Here is a 15291-nt window from a genome sequence, read left to right as displayed (position 1 = left end):
AAAATTAGAACGACTTCAGCATCGTTCTGCTGATGATTTCGTCCTGAACATCTTTGCACAGCTCAACAAAGAAGGCACTGTAACCGGCTACGCGGACAATTAAATCACGATAGCGCTCCGGATGTTTCTGCGCTTCAATCAGTGTATTGTTATCAAGATAGTTGAATTGCATCTCGCCATTACCAAGGACAGATGCTGTCCGTAAAAGAGTAATAATCCCCTCTTCGCCTTCAGGTGTATCAAGGAGCCCCGACATCAGCTTAAAGTTATGAACCATTCCGATGTTCATACTATCGTTGGCCATCTTCGATATCGACTTGATAATCGCCGTCGGACCCTTGACATCAGAACCATGTGATGGGCTGATTCCATCGGATAATGGCAACCAGGCACGGCGGCCGTTGGCAGATGCTCCTGTTAATTGTCCAAATGGCGTATTGTTCGAAATAGATAACGTACCATGGCTCAAAACAGAATATAGCGTTTTGTATTTACGATGTTCTATTTCTGTAAAATGAACTAAGTCTGATGCGATTAAATCAGCATAATCCTCGTCATTACCATACTTCGGAGCATTCAAGCAGTCTGTTCGAATCTGCTCATGGCCGACGAAGTCTGCTTTTAATGCTTCATTCAACTGCTGCAAAGTATATTTTTTATCTTCGAATACTAGTTTCTTAATCGCTGCCATCGAGTCTGTATAGGTAGCCAAACCAGACCAGATCACCCCTGGACCAAAGTTGTACATCGCACCGCCTGCAGAAACATCGCGGCCGCTTTCCATACAGCCTTCGTACATGATAGACATAAGCGGTTTTGGTGCCATTACTTTGTGAATACGCTGGGAAATGACGGTAGCAACGGACGACCATTTGGTAATATATTTTATTTGCTCTTTAACGGCCTTTTCAAAGTCTTCGTACGTTTGAAATTGGCTCAGGTCCCCCATATCCGGAGTTACCTTCTTTCCGTACCATAGCGGTACCCCATGGTTGAGCACCAATTCGATACAGATTGGCCACTGGGTATAAGCTGTGGATGTCCACTGATAAAGACGGCCAGACTTCTGTGGTTCCACACAGCCCATCAAACAGTAATCCCTGGCATCCTCGATGGAAACCCCTTTTGCGAGCATCATCTTGATATGTGCATCATCGAAGTGACAGGCCGGGAAACCCATTCCCGAACGAATGACTTCAACAATTTTCTTAAGATATTTCTGTGGTGATTTATTATGAATCCGTGCAGCTAACGATGGCTGGTAAATCTTCACGTGACGAACGGCATCCATCAGCAGGTAAGTAAGCTCATTCGTTGCATCACGTCCGTCCCTGGTCACACCGCCGACGCACATATTGACAAATGGCTGATACCCTGCAAAGAATTTAGAACCTCCTTCACTTGTGACCCACATCATTTCAGACATTTTGATAAGCATACAACCGGAGAGTTCAAATGCTTCATAGTCACTCATTCGGCCGCTTTCTATGTCTGCCTTATAGAGTGGATACATATACTGGTCTACCCGGCCGATCGACATTCCTGTCTGATTCTCTTCCACCACAAGCAGGGATTCAATCGTCCAAACTGCCTGAATGGCTTCCCAGTAAGTTTCCGGCTTATGCGCAGGTACGCGTGCATTCACTTCGGAAATCTTAAGTAATTCAGCTTTACGCTTCGGATTGGTTTCCTTTGCTGCAAGTTCAGCTGCATAGGCGGATAGACGCTTGGCGTAAGTCATCACGCCTTCTGTTGTATCAATAACAGATTTATAGAAATATATTTTTTCAATATCCTCAGGATTTTCATAATCGAGCTTGGCAAGATGATCTTTTGCCTCCTGTTGAATATCGAGCATCCCCTTCTTCATTAGGATGACATCGTATCCTGGATTGGAGTCTCCCCCGCCATTTAGGGCATGATACGAACAGTCCGAAACGAAGGACTCACCGGAAAGCTCCCAAAGGCCTGCTTCACGATATTGGTCTTCGCAGTGTTCATCAACGGATTTGCCTACCCAGAACGGGAACAGCTCCTCACGCATCACCCGTTTATCTTCCTCAGAAATATAAAATGGATCCTGCGGACGGCTGCCAATGGTATCAATTTCGTCTACCATCCAGCGCCAAGCAATGTCAGGTGAAAATGCGCCTGCACGAGGTGCTCCATTTGGTGCTCCGACAATCAATTCATCAGCCTGTATCACGATGGGTGCTGTTTCACAGCAATAACGGAAACATTTAGCCCGCAGCATAATCTTCGGCATACCCGGGTTTTCCTTTGCAATCTTCGTAATCGCTCTGGCTCGGTAGGTCGTAATGGACGGAACATGCTTCAAGTAAGTTTCTTTCAGCTTTTTCAGACGGTCGGTCATTCCATTGGGAATTCCGCCATCGTTATGGCTGACTTCACTGCCATTGTTAGGCGCTTCTTTTGCCATATCCTTCGAAACACCTTCAAATAATTTAAGTAAAGATGCCCGCTCTGATTCAGACATGTTTTTTGTTGCTTCAGCTAATTTTACTGAAAGGTCACGCATATCTAACATTCCTTTCCTCTCCTCCTTTAAAACTTATCGATTTTTCATGATTGCTCCTCGGGTCAAATGCCTTGAAGCACATTTTTCAAAATTTGCTGGAGCATCTCCAGGTCTTCTAATTTGTATTCGTGAGATGGCCTGGAATCATGGGCTAAAGATGGTTCCTCTATGAAAAGGTCATTGCTCATTTCTTTTGACTTTCGAACCCCATAGCCAACTTTACGGATATAAATAAGATTCAACGGCGATACATTATCCGTCGTAATCCCGACACCTGCCGAACCGCTGCCAAGTGTCATCGCAGGGAATAAATTGGTGGTTGCCCCCATGCTCCCAAAAGAAGCCGGGGTATTGACCAGCACCCTTCCGACAGGTTTTTTCAAAGCAAACTGGCTAATCACCGCTTCATCTGTGGAGTGAATCACCAGCGTATGCCCGTTCTTTTCATTGATCAACAATTCAATACATTTTTCGCAGGCATTCATCCAGTCATCTTCTATGTAGTAGGCAAAAACGGGACAAAGGATTTCCTTCGTGAACGGATTATCATCGGAGACATATCTTTGCTCTGAAACTAGTACTCTCACATTGTCTGGTACGGAAAAGCCAGCGCGCTTTGCTATTTGGGAGGCCGTTTTACCTACCATTTCGGAATCAACACACCCATTTGCTAGAAAAAGATGGGCACTTAACTTTGCTGATTCCTCAGAGGTCATAAAATACGCTCCGTTTTCCTTAAACTCACGTTTGACCTCTGCTGCGATACAGCGGTCGACCACAACCGAATGTTCTGCTGCGGATACGACACCATTGTCAAACGTTTTGCTGGCAATAATATCTCTAACCGACTGCTTGATATCAGCTGTTCGTTCAATAAATGCCGGGCCATTGCCATTTCCTCCATAAATAACGGGCTTCCCGGAATTATTCGCTGCTTTCATCATGCCCGGTACACCGGTATTCATAATGATGGAAGAAGCAGGATGATTCATTAACTCCAACGTTCCGCTTGGCGTCACGGTATGCAGGTAGGCAAGGGCTCCTTCCGGCAAACCAGCTTCCTCGGCGGTACGAATCATACGATCAAGTGTCTTTCCAATTGTCTTTCTTGCTCTTGGATGTGGCGAGAAAATGATGGCATTGCCGGATTTAATGGAGATTAAGGTCTTGTAGATTGTAGTAGACACTGGGCTTGTTGCAGGACACAGGCCAATAATAACGCCTAGCGGCACGCCAATATCCATTGTCTTGTTTTCTTCATCATGACTGATGACTCCTACACAAGTCATTCCTCTAAGTTTTTTGGGCAAATACTCACTGACGAAACGATTTTTCATGTATTTATCCTGCCAAATGCCATAATCCGTTTCATCACTAGACATGATGGCAAGTTCCTGTGCCTGCTTCGCCATTTCTTTTGCCATGTGTTCAACAATCTCATCTAGCTTTTCTTGTGGAAAAGCGGCGAGCTTTTTCTGTGCTTCATGCGCATTTTCTACAAGAATTCGCGCTTCTTGGATAGAGAGCAAATCATTATCGATAATATTCATTTCTGTCTCTCCTCCTTTCCTTCCATCTATAAATTATCCAAGCAAGTTCTCAATAGAATACCGTTCAATGATTTTTTCAATATCTTGATGCGGTCTTGGAATCACAACGGAACTATAGACTTCGGCACCCATATTTTCTACCGCTTTTACGCCGGTTTCTACAGCAGTATTGCATGCTCCGACATCTCCGTGGACAAGTACGGAAATGTACCCTGAAGCAACGTTTTCAAAGCCGATCAATTCTACATCTGCTGCTTTGCACATCGCATCAGCAGCCTCCAGCACATAAACAATCCCAAAAGTTTCAATTAATCCTAAAGCCTCGTATCGATCCATTTTAGTTAGTCCCCTAACCTGAATTTATTTATCAATGTCATATAATGAAACGATGTTACCAACACTCTTAATCGGGCGGGGCATAACATTGTAGGCCGTTAATTTACCAATTGCCCGAGCAGCTGCCGCTCCCGCTTCCACTGATTCTCTTACAGCAGCAACGTCACCCTTTACCATGATGGTAACAAGTGTGGAACCGACGTTTTCGTATGATACAAGCTCAACATTTGCTGCCTTCAGCATTTTATCTGCTGCCGAAATCGCCGGAACCATACCTACTGTTTCGACAAGTCCTAAGGCTTCATCTCCTTGATACCTCATCTTGCTCCCCCCGTTAGTCCTTAATATAATTATTTATGGTGCTAGCACCATCTTCGTGGGCGTGGTAATAAATTCTTAAGGTACCTGATTGATCCATTTCGAATTTTGTTTCTTCAATAAGACCATTAGCTTCAGCGGTCATTAAAGCCGAAATGACATCGTTTCGATTAAGGGCCCTAAACTTTCCATATTCACCTCTTAGGGCATCAATAACGTCTTCCGCACAAGCTTCTTCCACTTTTGTAAAGTGTTTTAAAATAGCATAGTTAAGCGGTTTCAAAAGTTTATCCCTCCAATTTCTTTGTCTTTTGTCAGCTGGCTATTTTTTGTTCGCCCTGACCCTTGCCTTTTCTGAATAGATCCAGCGGGTTCATTGCGATAAGTAAAATCCCAAATATCATGACGACAGCAGCAATCCAAGCGATTGTTGGTATTGACCAACCATCCATACCGAAGATGACACCTAGTACAATCCAGCAACAGAATGGTCCCCAGAAGGAGTAAGTGCCGTTACAGGCCATTCCAAGAGCTGCACCGCACATACTGTTTCCACGATACCAGCTCATGTATGAAATCCAAGCACAGAAACCGGCAATCGCAATCCAAATCATGGCCGAGCCACTTGTAAATGCCTGGATAGCAAGATCTGTTGAAAGGCCAATATCACCAGCTATTAATGCAAATATAGGAAGTAAAATGATTAAGTTAGAAAGTCCTGAAATAACTTGGCGGATGGTGATACTAATCTCATAATCAATCATTGAGGTGCCATATCCAGCCACACAACCTTCAAAGCCCCACCCTAGTGCCGCGATAAACGCTATACAAATGCCTAGGAACATTCCTTTTGGTGCGTCTCCACCGATGCTCGTGCTCCCAATCATGAAGCTTGCAGCCACACAAATGGCAATTCCCAGCATCATCCGTTTATTTAATTGCTGTTTAAAAAGAATTCTGCCCAGGATGGCACCAATTGCCGGACAAAGGGCCGTAATCGGGATAACGATAGAGCCAGCCATTTGAAGTCCCACAACATAGGCGGTACTGGAGATAGGGCCTCCGACAAGAGCCGCTAAAATCATGATCCGACCAGGCTTCGTTTTAAGTGTTCGAAGGAAGTCCCCCATTTTTCCTTTTACACCGACATTCAATAATGCCCAGCCAGCGCTAGCAGTATCATTAACCGCACTGCCCAGTGCACCCAGCAAATAGGTGACTGCAAAAGCGGATAAAACTGTTTTAGCACCATACCATTCGGCCCAAACGCCCTTTGACATTCCCAAGGTCAAGAATGCGGAATAGAAACCATACATAAGACCAGAGAATAAAGCGATTACAATTCCCTTTTTGAAAAATTGCGATGATAGCTTCTTTTTTGCGGCAATGGCTAACGAATTAGGTGCCCCCGTTATATCGTTCATACGCAAAACTCCTTTTTCCTTAAAGAATTTTTAGATAGTTTAATTGCATATTTATCATAACTTGAAGAAAGCGTTTTATTATGGCATCTTGGGAAGGTTTTTACTGGATAATATCCTTTAATTTTTTGCCAATTTGGACAATCGTTACCTTTTCCAAAAAATCCCCGTTCGTAAATTTGACATAAATATTGTAAAAATCCCATAAAAAAGACGCTTTGATTTCTCGAAAGCGTCTTTTTTGCTTGATTATTTAATTTTTCACTATGCCGGAAATGGTATATTCTGATACATGGTTTAGCTGCTTTATATTCTTGCGAAAACGTTCATACCTAAAATAGCAATAGTCGAGAAAATCATCGCCATGGTAATGCCGGACCAATGCCCATACCGTCCAAAGCAAATCCTGTGCCAGCATAAACGCTTTTATTTTTAATTCCTCTGCGGCTGACGGCCATTGACCATAGTATTCCAGAAGAAAATCGCGAATCGGTTCTTCGGTCAGTTTGGATTCTAGAATATAGGCGGCTATATCCCAGGCAGGGTCGTTCATACCGGAATATTCCCAGTCGATTAAATACGCTTCACCCTTATCATTAACGACAAAATTCTCTGGTACTGTGTCATTGTGACAGGGATGGGTGGAGTTTTGTTCAATACTTTTATCAAAAAAATCCAGCAGATTTTTCTTTAAGTCTTCGTAATCATAGAAGAAATCGCCGTTAAGCTCTTTCACAATTTCCTCATACTTGGCTAATTCCTGCCCCCAATCAAAGGAATTAGGAAAACACTTGGTGCTAGAATGAGTTTTTTTCAGTAGAGATGAGACAGCCCTCAAGCTATCAGGGCTGCATGGATCGGCCATGGCTATGTTCTTCCCATTTTTAATAAATGCACTGATTTTAATTCCGCTGATTTCATCAAAATAAACACATTCTGAATTCAAACCAAGTTCTGAGGCGATTTGATTGTTGACTTTTTCATTCATGCGATCGATCATTTGATTCGTCATGCCGCCTGGCTGTCTAATAATATACTCTGTACCTTTGATGTTCATTATGTAGTTGTAATTGGTGAGTCCACCAGCAAAACGGGATTTATCATAGATAATTCGGTCATCGTTGAAAATGCTCCGTAATATGTTCTGTATCAAATCTTCTATTTTCATTCAATAACCACCAGTGCACATTAAAATTATTATAAAATAGTATACTTCCAATAAATTGGCAGGTCAATAAACCTATGTGAATAAAATAGGAATTTTACCTTTAAAAATAACCATTGTCCAAGAAAAATGAATAAATACAATATTGGAGTTTATTAGGCTACGATAATGCTACATTTTCTAGCAAATCTTCCATCTCAGGATTATTTTCTATGATAAGGTTAAATCGCAATAGTTAATTAAAAAGTGTTTAAGTTGGGAGGTAATGATCATCGAAGACCAGTTTATACTCAAAACCAAGGTTTATCTTAATAGGCAATCATTACAATATTTAAAACAGATTAAAGGCTCCCGGGCATTTATTGTCTCTGATTCAATTATGGAATCTCTCGGATATCTGCAGCAAGTCGTAGATTACTTGAACGAAGCTGAAATCAGCTCCACCATTTACACAGGAGTCCGTCCTGACCCGGATGTTGCGTTAATCACCGAAGGACTGAAGCTTTTCAGAGAAAGTGGCGCTGACGTCCTGATTGCCATTGGCGGCGGGTCAGCCATCGATTCAGCGAAAGGAATTCTTTATTTTGCCTGGAAGCTCGGCAGTACCTCAGGTGAAGAAATCCAAAAACCGCTCTTTATTGCCATCCCTTCAACGAGCGGGACAGGCTCTGAGGTAACGGACTTTTCCGTTATTACCTCCGAGGGAGAAAAGGTAGTCATTATTGACGAGTTTATCGCACCTGATATTGCGATACTAGACTCCACCTGCATTCAACATGTGCCGCCGCGTGTCATCGCAGATACGGGAATAGATGTTTTGGTTCATGCCATTGAGGCCTATGTTTCTACGAAGGCAAATGATTTCAGCGATGCACTTGCCGAAAAAGCGATTAAACTGATTTTCGAAAACCTCGAAAACCTTTTCAAGGATCCAAAGAACGACGAGGCACGGGATCGTGTGCTGAATGCTTCCTGTTTAGCAGGAATGGCCTTTTCCAATACAGGTCTTGGCATCAATCACAGCCTTGCCCATGCCTTCGGGGCCACTTTTCACATTTCCCATGGCCGCTCCAATGCCCTTCTGCTGAATGCAGTGATGGAATACAATGCTGACTTAAGCGGAAGCGCGGCCAATTCTGCTGCCGATCGCTATTCCAAACTAGCAGGAATTCTTCAGAAGCCGGCAAGAACCAAACGTGAAGGGGCTGTTCATTTCATGCTGGCAGTTAAGCAGCTGAAAAAGGCACTCGGAGTCGAGAATCAGATTCGGGCCCTTGGCATTGATCAGGCCGAGTTTGCAAACGTATTGGAGCATATGGCTGAAACAGCCATGCTTGACCGCTGCACCCCTTCGAATCCAAGACAGCCTTCAAAGGATGATTTGGTTCAAATTTTGAAAAAGTGTTATTAAGAACAGTGCAAGGGCGCTGGAGCTAGACCTTTGAAAAAATTCCCCACCGACAGGAAACTCCAGGTGGGGAATTTTCAGATCATCTTACTAGCTGAATCATGATGGTTTACTACATGTGAATATTTCCGATAGTTTTGCGGTGTCATGTTCATTTTGACACAGAATACCCTATTAAAATAAGACGGATCCGAAAAGCCGCATTCAGATGAAATCCTGTATGCCTGATAGTTGGTAGTTTCTAGCAGTCTGCAGGCATATTGAATTCTCATTTGAATAATATAATCCGTAAATGCGACACCCATCTCCTTTTTAAACACATGGCTGAAGTATTTTGCATTGACAAATACCTTCGTTGCCACCATTTCCAGTGTTAATTTTTCCTTAAAATGCTCTTCAATATATTTAATCGATTCTTCGATAAAGGTAGAGCGTTCGTCTCTTATTTCCAAGCTTTCTACCACAGGACTTTTGTCTGCAGAAGCAGGAGCAGGAGGACTGATTCCTGCTTTCAACATTTTGCCAAGTACCTCTTTAAGGGCACTAGGTTTGATTGGCTTTAAAAGATACTCAAAAACTTTTAAACTAATCGCTTTTTGAGCATAGGAAAAGTCTGAATACGCGGACAAAATAGTGATATTTGAACGGGGCAGGAATGCTCTAATCTCCTCAATCGTGCTCAGACCATCCATTTCAGGAATCATCAAATCCATAAAAATAATATTGGGCCGATATTGTTTTGCCAGTTTGACTGCTTCTATTCCACTATCGCAAGTCAGCAGCATATCCTCCGGATGAAGCTCATCACGAATCACCATGGTAAGGAACTCACGTTCAAGGATTTCATCTTCGACTATTAGAACAACATTCACTCGTCAGCACCTCCCTATCGGCTGCATGGGAATCTTTATGGCAACTGTACTTCCGCTAAAATCAGACTTTACAATTTCCAAGCCGTAGCAATCCCCGTAATATTGTTTTAACCGTTTGGTGGTACTCCTTACCCCAAGTCCAGAGTTGTTTTCTAACTGGTTTATTTTTTCTAGGACGTCCTTCGGGAAACCGCTTCCATTATCCTCAACAGAAATAATGACTAAATCCTGGAATTCCTCTGCGATAATACTAATCTTTCCGCCGTCACGCTTGGGCGTGATCCCATGAATGAGAGCATTCTCAACAATGGGCTGGATCACCATGTTCGGAATTCTGTAGGCCCTAATATTCTCAGGGACATCAATGGTATATTCCAAACGGTTGGTAAAGCGTGCCTTCTGGATGTACAGATATTTCTCAATGTTGTCTATTTCAGAAGCGATGGTATGTAGCTGATCATCCTGCTTTAAATTGTATCTCAGCAAATCGGAAAGACAGTAAATCAGTTCTTCTGTCTTCTGGGAATGTTCAAAATAGGCGATGCGGGCAATACAGTTCAACGTATTAAACAAAAAATGCGGGTTGACGACAAGGGATGCGTTTTTTGCCTCTAAGTCGATAATCTTTTTCTCAAGCATTTCCTTCTCAATAGACAGTCTAGCTACGTCAGAATCAGTATGTCCCTTGATGCTTTCCGAGAGGTCAATTGAAATATTCCTAGCAATGTGGCTGCATAATTGTTCATGCATTTTCATTTTATTTTCATCAACGGTTTTTAGCGCAGCAATCGATTTGGCGATATACTCCAATTCCGTGTTTGTATCTTCTTTGAGCGACTGGACATCAATCATAAATTTTTGATATTCGGTATCCTGTGAATAGACCTGCATTCCTGCCACATACCCCAACGTCTCATCATGCAATTTAATGGGAAGGAAGATATTTTGGAGTCCGTGATGGCAGACGAAGGTTCCCTCTTCCTCGTCCGAGTTAAATCGGTCTCTGTAGTCGCAGCATACCTGGTCTCGCTTTTTTCGGCATAAAAGGGTGCAAAAATCAGGCGATGGGATTAACTCATTCAAGACATATCCATTGGTATCTACTAAAAACAAGGGAATATCTGAAAGGGACAAAATACCACTATAGCGGGCGTATAAATTGGAAGCAATTAATTCATTTAGAGGATTTTCGGTTTTCTTCATCCTAATAGTACACCTTCCACTATGCAATGAATGCGAAGATTTATATCTTGGTTATCGAAAATGAATATACCAACTCTATTATACAAACTCATAGCTGTAATAATTGGATAAAATATGAAATTTTTGTGGCGGGGTGGGGGGCGAGCGTTCGAGGGGCGGTTCGAAACCTGTGAAAAAGTCCCTTTTCCAGCCCAAAAGCGAACAATTCGAAAATAAAGTTGTTGTTAATCAATGAGAAGCTAATAGGAATGGATATTTTGTGTAAAATTACACTATAGAATTTGAACATACATATGAATATTCGTTGATTTATCCCTTCAATGAGCGGATTTAGGGTTTCAATGAGCGGATTCTGGACTCCAATGAGCGAATTTATCCCTCCAATGAGCGGATTTGGAACTCCAATGAGCGAATCCCGTATTTCTATAAACGAATTTAAGAAGTAACCATTCATTTAGAGTTAAAAAGAGAAAGTGGGGATTCCCAATTAATTTCATGATGGTACAGGGGCAGCCTTTTAGCGTATACTAATCTATGGATATATATGTTAAATATAAATAATGAATTTAATTCCAATGCACAGGCCGGAGAGGATTGCGGTATGAGAATAGTAACAAAATTTCAAAGTGAAGAACTAGAAATTATAAAAATCTACATCAGCCTAGGATTTACGATTACAGTAGAAATATTCAGGGATCCTGAAGGGTATAAAAGCTTAGCAAATAACTCCTTTCCTCAACACGATGATTTATTAGGAATCGGGATACATAAAAATAAAAAAGAGAGTGTAATACTAGCCATCAATGATTTGCGTAAATTGATGACAGCGACTCTAGAATAATGGCTAAAGAGGCACATGGCAGGGGATATTTTCTTCTCCAAATTTCCAAGGAGACGTGTTCTCATGGTTTTTTGCCACAAGAACCGTCCCCATGGTCATTAGTTATTCGGCTCAACGGATCCATCATCATAAACTAAATAAGCCTCTATGGTTCCATCGGCAGTATTCGCTGCATTTGGATCTTCAATCCATATACTATAATAACGCCTGCCATCATCATCCATAAATACTTCCCTACGCCCATTGTAAAAGAATGTATCATCTCTTTTCCGAGAACTTTTACAATAGTATTATAGGCGTCATCCCATGTAAAACTAGGATCTTCATCCATCCGTACCAGGACTGTTTTCTATACGTGTCATTAACTTCCCTTTCTGAAATTAAAATTTTATAAAATGACATAATTATTGGAAAGCATCTCCCTATTTTTTGGTATTATGATATATTTATATAGGGAAAAACTACTGTCTTTCTCACTAGAGAAGTAGGGTCTAAAATCCTAAAATACGATTTCAATCGCGAGGTGAACAATTTAGATCGATCACTTCTTTTTTTCAATAAAAACTAAAGGGGAATTAGAATGCGAATAAAGAATATTAAAAAATTCTTTATTATTTTCCTAATACTCTGCTTATTATTACCTGAGATGGAAAGTGCCGTTCTTGCTAGTAATAATGATCAGACTAAAGACTTTAATAAAGACAAGATTACTAGTTTGAATCTTAGGAATGATTTAGAAAAGAAGATTGCTAAAAGTGGAAAGGCTAAAGTAATTGTTGAACTGAATGAACAGTTTTCTCCAGAAGGGCTTATTTCAAAAAATAAAATCGGTATTCAAAAAAACAAAATAAAGGAAGCTCAAGAAACTGTCCTGGAACATTTAAAAGATAAGGCAAATCCTAAAAAAATTTCCTTATTTAAAACGATTCCCTTTATGGCATTGGAAGTTGACTCAGAAGGGCTTAAGGAATTACGTGAAAATAAATTGGTTAAAAATATTACTGAAGATTTAAAGGTAACCAAAAGTGATATAAATACAAAGAATGAAGAAGATACGGCCATTAGTCCTCAACTTTATTCTACAAATAATTTAATGGATACAGAAAAGGCGTGGTCCGCAGGATATACAGGACAAGGAAAAACCATAGCTATTCTTGATACAGGCGTGGATAAATATCATCCATTCCTACAAAACAAAGTAGTGTCAGAGGCATGTTATAGTTCACTTGGACTTTGTCCGGGGAATTCTACAGCATCAACGGGTCCGGGTTCTGCGGTTGATACCGAAGGACATGGTACACATGTTGCAGGAATAGCAACTGGCCGAGGCACACAATTTTCTGGTGTCGCGAAGAATGCAAATATCATTGCGATTAAAGTATTAGCCAATGATGGAAATGGAAATTTTTCAGATTTAATAAATGGATTAGAGCGAGTTTACTCCTTAAGAAGCCAATATGATATTTCTGCAATTAATTTAAGCTTGGGCGGAGGCAGTTTTTCCAGCACTTGTGATTATACATATTCCAGTATGAAAAGTATTATTGATAATTTAAAAAGTGTAGGAATTGCCACCATTGTAGCTTCAGGGAATGAATACACTAAGAACGCCCTAAGTGCACCCGCTTGTATCTCTTCTGTTGTGAGTGTAGGAGCCACTAATAATAGTGATGTTGTGGCTAGCTTTTCAAATAGTTCATCCTACTTGGATTTATTAGCACCGGGTAATCCAGTATATTCCTCTGTACCAGGAGGCGGTTATAGCTCATATTCCGGGACTTCTATGGCTACTCCTCAGGTAACAGGAGGATTTACACTTGTACAACAAAAATATCCAAACGCTTCAGTCGATCAAATTGTTTCTTATCTCCGCCAAAATGGAGTAAATGTCAGAGATTCAGCAAACGGCCTAACAACACCTAGATTAGACTTTACATGGATGGAGGCAAGTTTACCCTCATTAGGCCAAGTTCAAAGACCAACTTGGAACGGTGATGTCATTCAGTGGTCCGAAGTTTCGAATGCCAGCCAATATGAAATCAAGTTATACCGAGGTACTACAGTAGTAAATACACAACGTGTTGGGACGAGTGTTCGACAATATAACTTTGCTTCCCTAATGACCACTCCTGGAGTTTACTCGGTAACCATTCAAGCGATTGGGGATCATACCTATTATGCAGATGGAGATGCCTCCCTACCTTCTAATGGGAATAAAAAAGGTATCGCATTCTTCGAGGACTTTGAAAGTAACAACGGAAATTTCACTGCGGCAGGCACCTATTCAAGCTGGCAATGGGGAACACCAACCTTTGGCCCGAGTGCTGCATATTCAGGAACCAAGGTCTGGGGCACTAATTTAAGTGGATACTACAACAATGATGAAAATAGCTATATTATTTCACCGACTATCAACTTAAGCAATTTTAGCTCACCGATTACATTAAGTTGGATGCAATATGCCGTTACAGAATTTAATTACGATTATCTAAACGTGGAATATAGTAATGATGGCGGTCTGACGTGGGAGTCTACTTATAGCAATTCTGGTTATATCAACCAGAGTTGGGGAAATCAAGAGGTCAGTATAGATCCCTCCTATGCTGTGTCTAACTTTAAAGTAAGATTTAGGATACAAACGGATGGTTCAAATACCTCTTCAGGTATCTATATTGATGATGTCATGGTAACAGGGTCAACTGCAATGCCTTCTCTTACTCAAGTCCAAAGACCTACTTGGAACGGTGAGGTCATTCAATGGATTGGTGTTGCCAATGCCAACCAATACGAACTTAAATTATACAAGGGAACGGAATTAGTTAGTACGCAGCGCGTTGATGCTAGTGTTCGACAAAATAACTTCGCTTCCTTAATGGCGAGTCCGGGAGGATACACGGTTACGGTTCAAGCCATTGGTGACCATACAAGTTATCGCGATGGCCTAACCTCCTTACCGTCCGCCGAAAACAGAAAAGTCATCACCTTAGCTCAAGTCCAGAAACCAACCTGGAATGGTGATGTTATCCAATGGTCCGGTGTTTCCAATGCGGACCAATATGAAATCAAATTATTCCAGGGAGCGACCTTAATTGATACACAGCGCGTTAGTGCCAGTGTAAGACAGGTTAACTTTGCTTCCCAAATGAACAATACGGGGGCGTACACTACCACTGTCCAAGCCATTGGTGATAATTCCAATTATCGAGATGGGCTAACCTCGATACGTTCTGATGAAAATAGAAAAGTATTAACCTTAGCTCAAGTTGCAAAGCCATCTTGGAAAAGTGATATCCTTCAATGGAATGGTGTAGACAATGCCACTCAATATGAAGTCAAATTATACAAAGGGACGTCCTTAGTAGATACAAAGCGCGTTAGTGCCAGTGTAATGCAGGTTAACTTTGCTTCCCCAATGTACAGGCCGGGGATATACCATGCCACTGTCCAAGCCATTGGTGACAATAGTCTCTATAGGAATGGTTCCGTATCAATACTATCGAATCAAAGGATCACCATCAGCCAAGTTCAAAAACCTACATGGAACGGTGATGTTATCAAATGGTTCAGTGTAGCAAGTACAACCCAATACGAAGTTAAATTATTTAGAGGAACGTCTTTAATAAATACAAGACGCGTTG

The 15291-nt window shown here is 41.5% G+C and carries 14 protein-coding genes (1 of these 14 cut by a window edge); 3 read left to right on the top strand and 11 right to left on the bottom strand.

Annotated elements, in window-relative coordinates; translation table 11 throughout:
- Positions 1-4: 4 nt before the first annotated feature.
- From cutC to RCG22_RS17440, 8 genes are read right to left on the bottom strand one after another with little or no spacing between them, the layout of a single operon-like run.
- The gene (cutC, locus tag RCG22_RS17475) at positions 5-2548 is read right to left on the bottom strand and encodes a choline trimethylamine-lyase (RefSeq protein WP_308103972.1); all 2544 of its coding nucleotides are present in this window, start codon (positions 2546-2548) and stop codon (positions 5-7) included.
- Positions 2549-2601: 53 nt separating this feature from the next.
- On the bottom strand, positions 2602-4089 hold the full coding sequence (locus RCG22_RS17470) for an aldehyde dehydrogenase family protein (protein WP_308103971.1): 1488 nt from the start codon (positions 4087-4089) through the stop codon (positions 2602-2604).
- Between the two features lie 33 nt (positions 4090-4122).
- On the bottom strand, positions 4123-4425 hold the full coding sequence (locus RCG22_RS17465; protein WP_098263343.1) for a BMC domain-containing protein: 303 nt from the start codon (positions 4423-4425) through the stop codon (positions 4123-4125).
- 24 nt (positions 4426-4449) lie between these two features.
- Complete coding sequence (locus RCG22_RS17460) at positions 4450-4746, bottom strand: BMC domain-containing protein (RefSeq protein WP_098263344.1); 297 nt, start codon at positions 4744-4746, stop codon at positions 4450-4452.
- A 13-nt stretch (positions 4747-4759) separates the two neighbouring features.
- Positions 4760-5026 carry a hypothetical protein gene (locus tag RCG22_RS17455; protein WP_098263345.1) on the bottom strand — a complete coding sequence of 89 codons (267 nt, stop codon included), beginning with the start codon at positions 5024-5026 and terminating at the stop codon, positions 4760-4762.
- Positions 5027-5057: 31 nt separating this feature from the next.
- On the bottom strand, positions 5058-6167 hold the full coding sequence (locus RCG22_RS17450; protein ID WP_308103970.1) for an EamA family transporter: 1110 nt from the start codon (positions 6165-6167) through the stop codon (positions 5058-5060).
- Positions 6164-6370, bottom strand: a complete 207-nt coding sequence (locus RCG22_RS17445; RefSeq protein ID WP_308103968.1) for a hypothetical protein — start codon at positions 6368-6370, stop codon at positions 6164-6166. The genes RCG22_RS17450 and RCG22_RS17445 overlap by 4 nt, the downstream gene beginning before the upstream one ends.
- Positions 6371-6417: 47 nt before the next feature.
- Positions 6418-7332 carry a choline kinase family protein gene (locus RCG22_RS17440; RefSeq protein WP_308103967.1) on the bottom strand — a complete coding sequence of 305 codons (915 nt, stop codon included), beginning with the start codon at positions 7330-7332 and terminating at the stop codon, positions 6418-6420.
- A 262-nt stretch (positions 7333-7594) separates the two neighbouring features.
- Between RCG22_RS17440 and RCG22_RS17435 the strand changes: the two genes are divergently transcribed.
- Positions 7595-8740, top strand: a complete 1146-nt coding sequence (locus RCG22_RS17435; protein WP_308103966.1) for a 1-propanol dehydrogenase PduQ — start codon at positions 7595-7597, stop codon at positions 8738-8740.
- 74 nt (positions 8741-8814) lie between these two features.
- On the opposite strand, the gene RCG22_RS17430 is transcribed toward RCG22_RS17435, so the two are convergent.
- Together RCG22_RS17430 and RCG22_RS17425 are read right to left on the bottom strand one after the other, a co-directional pair.
- Positions 8815-9609: a response regulator transcription factor gene (locus RCG22_RS17430; RefSeq protein WP_308103965.1), complete on the bottom strand. Its 795-nt coding sequence runs from the start codon at positions 9607-9609 to the stop codon at positions 8815-8817.
- Positions 9610-9612: 3 nt separating this feature from the next.
- The gene (locus RCG22_RS17425; RefSeq protein ID WP_308103964.1) at positions 9613-10812 is read right to left on the bottom strand and encodes a histidine kinase; all 1200 of its coding nucleotides are present in this window, start codon (positions 10810-10812) and stop codon (positions 9613-9615) included.
- 544 nt (positions 10813-11356) lie between these two features.
- Here RCG22_RS17425 and RCG22_RS17420 point away from each other — a divergent pair.
- Positions 11357-11653: a hypothetical protein gene (locus tag RCG22_RS17420; RefSeq protein WP_308103963.1), complete on the top strand. Its 297-nt coding sequence runs from the start codon at positions 11357-11359 to the stop codon at positions 11651-11653.
- 98 nt (positions 11654-11751) lie between these two features.
- Here RCG22_RS17420 and RCG22_RS17415 read toward each other — a convergent pair whose 3' ends face one another.
- A complete protein-coding gene (locus RCG22_RS17415; RefSeq protein WP_308103961.1) occupies positions 11752-11877 on the bottom strand; it encodes a hypothetical protein in 126 nt (41 codons plus the stop codon).
- 356 nt (positions 11878-12233) lie between these two features.
- Here RCG22_RS17415 and RCG22_RS17410 point away from each other — a divergent pair, with 356 nt between their 5' ends.
- Positions 12234-15291: the 5' portion of a S8 family serine peptidase gene (locus RCG22_RS17410; RefSeq protein ID WP_308103960.1), read on the top strand. Its footprint extends 662 nt past the window's final position; the window shows 3058 of its 3720 coding nt (coding positions 1-3058); its start codon is at positions 12234-12236; its stop codon lies beyond the right edge, outside the window.

The sequence above is a fragment of the Neobacillus nitrireducens genome (assembly GCF_030915405.1).
Classification (GTDB): Bacteria; Bacillota; Bacilli; order Bacillales; family Cytobacillaceae; genus Neobacillus.
Note: the sequence above shows the minus strand (reverse complement) of the source record. Positions and strands in the feature narration are given on the sequence as shown.